General features: G+C 44.8%; 11 protein-coding genes. 9 read left to right on the top strand and 2 right to left on the bottom strand.

Annotated features, from left to right (window positions below):
* The 6 genes from VIP81_RS31275 to VIP81_RS31250 form a co-directional block, all read left to right on the top strand.
* Positions 1-1,088 (top strand): sodium:solute symporter family transporter (locus VIP81_RS31275; protein WP_414649434.1); only part of this gene is annotated, 1,088 nt, incomplete at its 5' end.
* A 104-nt stretch (positions 1,089-1,192) separates the two neighbouring features.
* On the top strand, positions 1,193-2,671 hold the full coding sequence (locus VIP81_RS31270) for a xylulokinase (RefSeq protein ID WP_331971339.1): 1,479 nt from the start codon (positions 1,193-1,195) through the stop codon (positions 2,669-2,671).
* A 41-nt stretch (positions 2,672-2,712) separates the two neighbouring features.
* Entirely contained in the window at positions 2,713-4,041 is a 1,329-nt protein-coding gene (gene xylA / locus VIP81_RS31265; protein ID WP_331971336.1) for a xylose isomerase, read from the top strand.
* Positions 4,042-4,182: 141 nt separating this feature from the next.
* Entirely contained in the window at positions 4,183-5,136 is a 954-nt protein-coding gene (locus VIP81_RS31260) for an aldose 1-epimerase (protein WP_331971333.1), read from the top strand.
* An 80-nt stretch (positions 5,137-5,216) separates the two neighbouring features.
* Positions 5,217-5,402: a CsbD family protein gene (locus VIP81_RS31255; protein WP_133810180.1), complete on the top strand. Its 186-nt coding sequence runs from the start codon at positions 5,217-5,219 to the stop codon at positions 5,400-5,402.
* 182 nt (positions 5,403-5,584) lie between these two features.
* The gene (locus VIP81_RS31250; RefSeq protein ID WP_331971328.1) at positions 5,585-6,307 is read left to right on the top strand and encodes a carboxypeptidase-like regulatory domain-containing protein; all 723 of its coding nucleotides are present in this window, start codon (positions 5,585-5,587) and stop codon (positions 6,305-6,307) included.
* 130 nt (positions 6,308-6,437) lie between these two features.
* Here the strand turns inward: VIP81_RS31250 and VIP81_RS31245 are convergent, their stop codons facing one another.
* Together VIP81_RS31245 and VIP81_RS31240 are read right to left on the bottom strand one after the other, a co-directional pair.
* Positions 6,438-7,571, bottom strand: a complete 1,134-nt coding sequence (locus VIP81_RS31245) for a S1C family serine protease (RefSeq protein ID WP_331971325.1) — start codon at positions 7,569-7,571, stop codon at positions 6,438-6,440.
* The gene (locus VIP81_RS31240; RefSeq protein WP_331971322.1) at positions 7,546-8,121 is read right to left on the bottom strand and encodes a sigma-70 family RNA polymerase sigma factor; all 576 of its coding nucleotides are present in this window, start codon (positions 8,119-8,121) and stop codon (positions 7,546-7,548) included. Before VIP81_RS31240 ends, VIP81_RS31245 begins: the two co-directional genes overlap by 26 nt.
* A gap of 132 nt (positions 8,122-8,253) precedes the next feature.
* On the opposite strand from VIP81_RS31240, the gene VIP81_RS31235 reads away from it, so the two are divergent.
* The 3 genes from VIP81_RS31235 to VIP81_RS31225 form a co-directional block, all read left to right on the top strand.
* Entirely contained in the window at positions 8,254-8,487 is a 234-nt protein-coding gene (locus VIP81_RS31235; protein ID WP_331971319.1) for a hypothetical protein, read from the top strand.
* Positions 8,488-9,041: 554 nt separating this feature from the next.
* On the top strand, positions 9,042-9,866 hold the full coding sequence (locus VIP81_RS31230; RefSeq protein WP_331971316.1) for a prephenate dehydratase: 825 nt from the start codon (positions 9,042-9,044) through the stop codon (positions 9,864-9,866).
* A gap of 8 nt (positions 9,867-9,874) precedes the next feature.
* A partial coding sequence (locus tag VIP81_RS31225) for a pyridoxal phosphate-dependent aminotransferase (protein ID WP_331971312.1) occupies positions 9,875-10,439 on the top strand: 565 nt, incomplete at its 3' end.

Genomic DNA, 10,439 nt, shown 5'->3' with positions numbered 1-10,439 from the left:
CTACTTACCTGGCTTTACAGCTGGTATCAGAACACTTTGGTACGACCGGTGTATTGAAAGGATTTTCCCTGATGACCCAACATGCCAGCGAACATTTCCACATGATCCTGCACAAGGAAAACCCCAAGTACCTGGATCTGCCCGGATTGAGTGTATTGATTGGTGGTATGTGGATCGTGAACCTGAACTACTGGGGTTGTAACCAATATATCACGCAACGTGCGCTGGGTGCGGATCTGAAAACCGCCCGCAGTGGTTTGCTGTTTGCCGGTTTCCTGAAATTGCTGATGCCGGTGATCGTAGTATTACCTGGTATTGCGGCATATGTGCTGTACTCCCAGAACCATGGCGATTTTGCGCAGTCCATGATGAAAGGTGGCTCGCTGAATGCCGATAATGCTTATCCGGTATTGTTGAACCTCCTGCCGGTGGGCCTGAAAGGACTGGCATTTGCCGCCCTCACAGCTGCGGTAGTAGCTTCTCTGGCGGGTAAAGCCAATAGTATTTCTACCATTTTTTCTTTAGATATCTATAAGAAGATATACAACAAAGAGGCTGACGAGAAGAAGATCGTAAGCGTAGGCCGTTTGGTGGTGGTAGTCACCATGATCATTGCGATCGTGATTTCCAACTTCCTCGGTATCGATAAAAAAGGAGGCTTCCAGTTTATCCAGGAGTATACCGGCTTTGTATCCCCTGGGGTATTCGCCATGTTCGCCCTCGGATTTTTCTGGAAACGTACGACTTCCAGCGCGGCCATGTTTGCCATGATTGGTGGTTTGCTCCTCTCTTTCTTCCTGAAATTTATGCCGGCATGGGTCAACCTGGAGCCTTTGAGCCAGATTGGTTTCTCCGCATTAAACCCCGACAGCGGCTTATGGGAAATGGCGTTCATTGACCGTATGGGCCTCGTGTTTGTGGTATGCGTTCTCGGTATGGTAATTATTACCCTGAGCGATAAAACCAGCGTTAATAATCCGAAAGGACTGGCCATCGACAGCAGTATGTTTAAACCCAATATGGGCTTTACTGTTGGCGCATTGCTCATCATAGGTATCCTGATCGCATTATATACAGTGTTCTGGTAATAGAAACATTTGCTTACTTTGCCGCCGGTCATTTCCCGGTTCTGAGTTGATCAGAACCGGGAAATATTACCGGCTAATATTGAAGATCGCTAATTTCTCACGTTATGTACTTTATAGGATACGATATTGGGTCCTCATCTATCAAGGCAGCATTGCTCAATGCCGATACCGGCGCTTGTGTAGCTACTGCTACCTGCCCTGAAAAAGAGATGACCATTGATGTGCCCCACCCAAGCTGGGCCGAGCAGAATCCGGAGAGCTGGTGGCAGGAAATCGTTAATGCCACAGGGATTTTGCTAAATCGATTTACTGTAGCTCCGGAACAGATCAAAGGAATAGGCATTGCCTATCAGATGCATGGACTGGTATGCGTGGATAAAAATCAGCAGGTATTAAGACCCGCCATCATCTGGTGCGACAGCCGCGCTGTGGAAATAGGTAACGACGCCTTTAAAGCACTGGGGGAACAATATTGTTTGGCTCACCTGCTCAATTCTCCAGGTAACTTCACCGCTTCCAAACTGCGCTGGATCCAGGAAAACGAGCCACATATTTATGAACGCATTCATAAAGTAATGTTGCCCGGCGATTTCATTGCCATGAAATTAACCGGCGAAGCAGCGACAACTATCTCCGGTCTTTCCGAAGGCACCTTCTGGGACTTCGCGGAAAATAGTGTGTCCAAAGCATTGCTGAAACATTATAACATCGACGAAAACCTGTTATCCGCCATCGTACCCACCTTTGGCCTGCAGGGACAACTCACCGCCGCTGCTGCCGCCACGCTGAAACTGGCGCCTGGCACACCGGTCACCTATCGGGCCGGTGACCAACCCAACAATGCTTTCTCTCTTAATGTGCTGCAACCCGGCGAAGCTGCTACTACAGCAGGTACTTCAGGCGTGGTATATGCGGTGCATGATAAAAATAGTTTCGACCGCCAGAGCCGTGTCAATGCATTTGTACATGTGAATAACGATAACGCACATACGAGAAATGGTGTGCTCATGTGTCTGAACGGTACAGGTATCGCCAATAGCTGGCTGAAAAACCTGGTAGGGGATATCACTTACCCGGAAATGAATGCACTGGCAGCACAGGCGCCCATTGGCGCCGCCGGCTTACAGGTATTTCCTTTCGGCAATGGCGCAGAACGTATCCTGGAAAACAGGAGTATAGGCGCCTCCGTTAGTCACCTGAATTTCAACCGCCATCAGCGGGCACACATGATGCGCGCCGTACAGGAAGGCATTGTATTCGGACTCAACTACGGCATGGATATCATGGCGGAAATGGACCTGAACATTCACCGCGTAAGAGCCGGACATGCCAACATGTTCCTCAGCCCCCTTTTCCGCGAAGCATTCGCCAATACTGCCAATGTTGTCATAGAATTATATAACACAGATGGCGCCCAGGGCGCTGCCCGCGGAGCTGCCATAGGAGCAGGCTATGTGAGCACTGCAGATGCTTTCCGCGGCATGGAATGCCTGTCTGTGATAGAGCCAGATGCTGCATTGCAATCACAATACCGTGATGTATACGGCAACTGGCTAAACGGACTGCGTTCTTTGATGCATTAACGGAAACATATAAGTCAAGCATTTTAAAAACCACATTAGTTATGAGTATTACATTAGGAAACAACGAGTATTTTAAAGGGATTGGTAAAATACAGTTTGAAGGGGTACAGTCAGATAATCCACTTGCCTATAAATGGTATGATGAAAATCGCATCATCGCAGGCAAATCCATGAAAGAACTGTTCCGCTTTGCTGTATCCTACTGGCATACCTTCTGCGGTACTGGTGGAGATCCTTTCGGTCCGGGTACCAAAGAATTCCCATGGCTCACCTCCTCTGATGCCAATCAGAGCGCGAAAGACAAGATGGATGCTGCTTTTGAGTTCATTACTAAAATGGGTCTTCCTTACTACTGTTTCCACGATGCGGATCTGGTAGACGAAGGCGCCAACGTAGCAGAATACGAAAGCCGTATGCAGCAAATAGTGGCTTACGCAAAACAAAAACAACAAGCCAGTGGCGTAAAGCTGCTGTGGGGAACCGCCAATGTATTCAGCAACCCACGCTACATGAATGGTGCTGCTACTAACCCTGATTTCGCTGTACTGGCATACGCTGGTACGCAGGTAAAAAACTCTATCGATGCTACTATCGCATTAGGTGGTGAAAACTACGTATTCTGGGGCGGCCGTGAAGGTTACATGACCCTGTTGAATACAGACATGAAACGTGAACAGGAACACCTGGGCCGTTTCCTGGGTATGGCCCGCGACTACGCACGTGCACAGGGTTTCAAAGGTACTTTCTTCATCGAACCTAAACCTTGCGAGCCTACCAAACACCAGTACGATTATGATGCTGCCACCGTGATCGGCTTCCTCCGTCACTATGGGCTGGATAAAGATTTCAAATTAAACCTAGAAGTAAACCACGCTACCCTGGCCGGACATACATTCCAGCACGAATTACAGGTAGCCGTAGATGCAGGCATGCTGGGTAGCATTGACGCCAACCGCGGCGATTCACAGAATGGCTGGGATACAGACCAGTTCCCAACTAACCTCAATGACCTCATCGAAAGCATGCTCGTCATCCTGGAAGCAGGTGGATTCGCCGGTGGTGGTGTTAACTTCGATGCCAAAACCCGTCGTAACTCTACCGACCTGGAAGATATCTTCCACGCACACATCGGTGGTATCGATACTTTCGCCAGAGCAGCCATCGTTGCGGAGAAAGTATTGACTGCTACGCCGTATAAAAAATTCCGTCACGATCGCTATGCCTCTTTCAACAGCGGTAAAGGCCAGGAATTTGAAGCCGGTAAACTGACACTGGAAGATCTCCGCAACTTTGCTGCTGCAAACGGAGAACCTAAACAAACCAGCGGTAAACAGGAATGGCTGGAAAATCTGATCAACGCCAGCATCTAATGATGTGGTAAATGATATAACAGCAAGCATCTGTCTTAAAAGGCAGATGCTTGCTTATTTATGAACCATCTGTATGTTCGTTTAATCCCTTCATCTCCGTAAAATTTTTATTATTTTGTCTGGAATTCAAAATATTGAACAATGAAATTTGGCATCCATTCTTTTAAAGAAGCAGGATTTGATATCATCGCACTCCAGGATCTGGTAACAGGCACACAGGTAGAAATCATTCCCGCTTATGGCGCACTGCTGCACGCGTTTAAAGTAAAGCGTCAACAGGAAAGCCTCAACCTGATCGATAGCTATAAAGATCTGTCCGACCTGGAAGCAAATCTTCGCAGCAGCTTTAAAAGTGTAAAACTGAGTCCTTATGCATGCCGCATCAAGGATGCACAATATACCTGGGAAGGTACTTCCTACAGCATTCAGAAAACCATTGCTCCCGGCAACGCGATCCATGGCCTGTTATACGATGCTCCTTTTACTATCACCACACAAGAGGCAGATGATCAGCAGGCAACGGTTACCCTCACCCACCATTTTAAACAAACGGATGATGCAGGTTATCCCTTTGCCTACGATTGTGTAGCTACATTTACACTGCGTGCCGATAATGAACTGCAGCTAAGCACTACTATCACCAATCGCAGCAACAATACCATTCCGGTAATGGATGGCTGGCATCCTTACTTCAGCACCGGTACACCGGTAGATGAACTGGAATTGACTTTTGCGTCCAAACAAATAGTAGAGTTTAACGAAAAACTGCTGCCTACAGGTAACCTCCTGCCATATACGGAGTTTGTTGGCGGGAAATTGCTGAAAGGGGTAGAACTCGATAATTCCTTTATACTGGACCAAACGAAGGCACAACCGCTGGCTACGATCCACGATCCGAAGAAAAATATCAACATCACTTTCTATCCCGGTAATAACTATCCGATACTGCAAATATATATTCCGCCACACCGTACCAGCATCGCAGTAGAAAACCTCAGCGGTGCGCCAGATGCCTTCAACAACGGGCTAGGACTGGTTCAGCTGGCTGCCGGTGAAAGCCGTGTTTTTGATACCCGTATCCGGGTATCTTTATAATTAATGAGGCTGATGGCATAGTTGTTGGCTTTCCCCCTTTGTAAGTAACCAGATTATATCACCATATAAATTGAAAAATTATGGACAAGTTACAGATCAAAGGAAAGTGGAATGAACTCAAAGGAACGCTCAAACAAAAATATGCGGACTTAACCGATGATGACCTGTTATATGAAGAAGGACAGGAAGATAAGTTGATCGGGAAACTCCAGCAGAAGCTGGGTAAAAGCCGTGAAGAAGTGATCAGTTTACTGAAATCAGCCTGATTGTTATATATGCTGAAGTGACATTACAAAAATCCTTCTGCCATTGGCAGAAGGATTTTCTTTTTTAACACCGGGGCATTTCGTTTAATTTGTAACTTCAAATACGGATATGAACAATGTCCATATTGATCTGTTTGTAAGGGAGAGGATGGGATTCAGCAGTTAAATTTATTATACTCTATATGAAGGTTTTATTACGCATCATAGCATTGGGCTGTATTTTCAGTATGGCATTTGCTTCCCTGGTAAACGCGCAGGTGACTGTTACCGGGATGATTTCAGACAGCAATAAACTGGTGCTTCCCTATGCCACTGTCAGTAATCTCAATACAGGGAAACGTTCCCTCTCAGATCAGGGTGGATATTATAAAATATTTGGTAACCGTAATGACCGCATTGTTGTCACCTTTGTGGGTTATTTGCCAGATACCATTATTGTAACCCAGGCCAATGGTACACAAACCATTAACGTGACCATGATTTCAGCAGGTAAGTTCCTGAAAGGAGTAGAAGTTACGTCCCAGTATACGCCTTATCAGATAGATTCCATGGAGAGACGCACCCAATACGGTTATATTCTTGATAAGCCTAACCAGCAACTGGCTGGTGGCAGCACACCAGAGGGCGCCGGTATTGTGTTCAGTCCTATCACCCGCTTCTCAAAAAAAGAAAAACAAAAACGACAGTTTAAGAAGAATTATGAGCAGATGGAAAAAGAAAAGTACATCGACTCCCGCTTTACACCCATTCTGGTCAATAAAGTAACCGGCCTTACCGGCGACTCTCTTCAGTTATTCATGCGGGATAATTATCCTGACTATAATACCATGCGTACCATCGCCAACAATGATCTGCTCTACTGGATCACCGATAAGTACAAAGCGTGGATGGCGAACAAGCATTAAGCAGTTTAGCTATTAGCTATTAGCTGTTAGCCTTTAGCAAAAATGCAGCGGAGAACATAATGCTCTCCGCTGCATTTTTTTTGCTAAAAGCTAAAGGCTAACAGCTAACAGCTAAAAGCTAATAGCTGTTTCAATTATATACCTTGACCATATATACAAAGTCTTCGAGTTTCTTAATCTGATCTACCCTGTTCAAACCTTCCAGGCGGCTTTTGTGACTCCAATCCTTGCGGGTTTGTTTGTCTTTCGGCATTTCATCCAGCAGATGTTTGAGGTGAGCTGACTTTACCGCAAAGGCAATACCATCAGAGGTAGTTTGTTTGCCGGTAACGATACCTACCACATCGCCTTTGCTGTCGAGCAGGGGAGCGCCGCTGTTACCCGGATTTACCGGAATGGATACCTGGTAAGCCGTAGTGTCGCCGTTGAATCCCGTTTTGGCACTGATATATCCTTTGCCGTAAACAATTTCATCGCGGGGGAAGCCCATGGTAAATACTTCTTCACCAATTCTTACACTCTGTGGTTTCAAAGCGTAGGGCAGCGGTTGACTTTTAAAAGTAGAGTCAGCGATCTTTAATACAGCCAGGTCACTGGAAATATCTTCAAATATGCTGACGGCTTTAAAAGCTTCACCTTTATTATTCTGAACATATACAGAGTCGGCGCCGGCTACTACATGATAGTTGGTCACTATGTAACCATTACCGGATACCGCGAAACCAGTACCACCATAGGTGCCGGGGTTTAACGGTGCCTTGCTCTTGCTGTTCATATCATTGATGAGTGCATTCTGGGAGCGTTGAATATTATTCAGCACCCTTCTTACATCTTCATATTGTGCAGTGGATTTATTCCTGGCCACATTCTGTATTACCGCAATGGTAGACAGAGAGGTAACCAGTGCAATACAGGCGGCAGCTGCCAGGTTGGTGATGGTTCTGCGACGGATAGACAATCTTTTTGATGTTTGGTTACCTTCCAGCGCCTGTTTGCGTAGGGTAGGCATATCCAGCTGCTGATGTATCTTTTCCAGTTTGGCTTGTAAGTTTTGCCGTTGGCCGTAATTACCCAGGTGCTGCAGAAACAACTGATGTTCTTCTACTTGCCGGTTAATCAGCGGGTTAGTGCGGCGTGATTCATCGAAAGCAGTTTTTTCGGCTTCGCTCATTTCCCCTTCCAGGTAACGCTCAATTTCACGTAATAAGATCATATCTTCTTTCATGGCTGCTTTCTTCTTATATTGGTGTGTTGTACTGCTCAAAAAATAACTTCTTCAAACGCATCAGGCACTTGTATTTCTGGTTCTTGGCGTTTTCAGCGTTGGTATATCCGAACTTCTCTGCTATTTCCTGCATCGACTTCTTATGCAGGTAATAATCTTCCAGGATGGTTTGGCAGGGTTGGCCTATATTGCTCATAGCCCCTTCCATGATCTTGAATTCCTGATCCCTGGCATAATGTTCTTCCAGTTCTTCTGTAGCGGGAATCACTTCTTCCAGCTCAGGAGTTAAGGCATATAGTCCGTAAGTACGTTGAACTTTTTTTAGCCACAGATGGCGGCAAACCGAATAAAGGAAGGTTTTGAGCCTGCTGCTGAGCGTAAAATCATTGTTTTGCACTTTTTCATATAAGACTATAATAGCCTCCTGGAACACATCTTTAGCGTCATCTTCTGAACCATTGTGCTGAAGGATCATCCTTAAAACCACCGGGAAATTCTCTGAATAGATGATTTCCAATGATTTATCTTCGCCTTTTGCCAGTCCCAGCAATAATTCCCTATCTCTTGTTATGTCTTGATTTTGCTTCACTCTTAATACAGTTATTAGGCATTTGGTAACCCAAAGTACCGAAAAAAAATATTTTTAAAAGTTTGGGTTACCTTTTGGGTGATCCCGGTATAAAGGTTAAATCATTCAAAAAACAACTTAAATAATTGTAACATGAAGAACGTAATTAAAATCGGTTTCCTGGCTCTGTCTTTCGGTATTTTCGCAGTTGCTTGCGGTGGTGGTGCAAAAACTGAAGCTACTGATTCTACTGCTACTGCTGCAAGTTCTACCATTGATTCAGCTGCTAACGCTGCTACTTCTACTGTTGATTCTGTAGCTAACGCTGCTAAAGCAACTGTTGATTCTGCTGCTAAAACTATCGATTCAGCTGCTGCAAAACACTAATTCAACTTTAGGTTTTATAAATAACCGTTCTGGCATAGCCAGGACGGTTTTTTTATGCCTGGTACTTTTACTATTCTTCATTTCTTGAAAGTTATTCAATAAATGACCATTATTATTAAAAAAAGTATATTTTTTGATAATACCCCTTGGATAATTAAAATCGTGCCGTATTTTTGTCCTACACTCAAAAGGATTACAAATAATCACATGAAACAAACGACTTTTGGATTTTTTGGCTTTTATTATTTCTGGTACCAGAAATAGGAAGGTCGTTTGTGTAAAATAAAAGATACTACAAAAGGGCCTTCCGGTAAATCGGAAGGCCTTTTTTAATAACATTAATAAACAGTAAGTATATGTTACAGCCAGCTTTAGGCAATTCTTTTTTCTATTACTTCTCTTACTTCTTTTATGCGAAGAAGCAGGGGACTCGTTTGCAATAATATACTTACAACATAAAGTACAACGCAAAAGGGTCCCACTTAGGGACCCTTTCTGTTTTAAATAGCTAGTTGCTGTAGCAACTATAAATAAATAAAATCAATCACATACACATGAAAATTGCCATACAGGGGTTTGAAGGATGTTTTCACCAGGTTGCTGCCCAGGGATATTTCGGTAAAAATGTCGAAATAGAGTGCTGTGCCTCTTTTGCGGAACTGGTTAGGAAAGCAAAACAACAACCCGATGTGGATGCCGGTATGATGGCCATCGAGAACTCTATTGCTGGCAGCATTTTACCTAACTATAGCCTCATCAAAAATTCAGGCCTGCATATTACTGGTGAAATATATCTGCAGATTAATCAGCACCTGATGGTATTGCCGGGGCAAACAATGGAAGACCTCCGGGAAGTACATTCTCACCCGATGGCATTATTACAGTGTATGGATTTTCTGGAAAAATACCCGCATATCAAGTTGGTAGAAACAGAAGATACCGCCCTCAGCGCCAAACATGTAAGACAAAAGAAACTGAAAAGTACAGCAGCCATTGCTGGTAAGCTTGCTGCAGAAATCTTTGAACTGGACATTATAGCGCCTAATATTCATACCAATAAAAATAACTATACCCGTTTCCTGGCTGTATCCCGCACACCGATGGCTACACCGGAAGATGCCAACAAAGCTTCGGTATATTTTCAGACGAGCCACGACAGAGGAAGTCTGGCCAAAGTGCTGACCCAGATAGCAGTAGCAGGTATCAATCTCTCTAAACTGCAATCCTTTCCTATCCCGGCAAAAGAATGGAACTATTACTTCCACGCCGATATGGAATTCGATAACGCCGCTCACTTTGAAAAAGCATTGTCTAAAATAGAGCCGCTCACCGAACACCTGACCGTACTGGGTATTTATAAAAAAGGAAAAACACATTAATCAGTTTTATGCAGATACAGGTTGCTAAAAGATTACAAGGCACAGAAGAATACTACTTCTCCAAAAAACTCAGGGAAATAGAGGAAATGAACCAAACAGGTACCAGGGTGATCAACCTGGGTATCGGTAGCCCGGATTTGCCTCCTCATCCTTCTGTGGTGGCTGCATTAAACGAAAATGCTGCGTTACCTAATACTCATAACTACCAGGGTTATAAAGGGATTCCTGCCCTGCGTAAAGCCATGGCAGAATGGTATCAGCGCTATTACAACGTGACCCTCCATCCGGATACGGAAGTGTTGCCACTGATAGGTTCTAAGGAAGGCATTATGCACATTTGCATGACCTACCTGCAGGAAGGAGATGAAGCATTGATCCCTAACCCGGGTTATCCTACCTACCGCTCTGCGGTGAACCTGAGTGGCGCTACTGTAGTGGATTACGACCTGACGGAAGAAAACAGCTGGTTGCCCGATCTGGATGCCCTGGCTAAAAAAGACCTGAGCCGTGTAAAACTGATGTGGGTAAATTATCCACATATGCCTACCGGCGCTAAGGTAAACAAGGAATTTG

The sequence above is a fragment of the Chitinophaga sp. genome (assembly GCF_036566945.1).
Taxonomy (GTDB): Bacteria; Bacteroidota; Bacteroidia; order Chitinophagales; family Chitinophagaceae; genus Chitinophaga.
The sequence above is the reverse complement of the archived record's forward strand: the minus strand, read 5'-3'. Positions and strand labels throughout refer to the sequence as shown.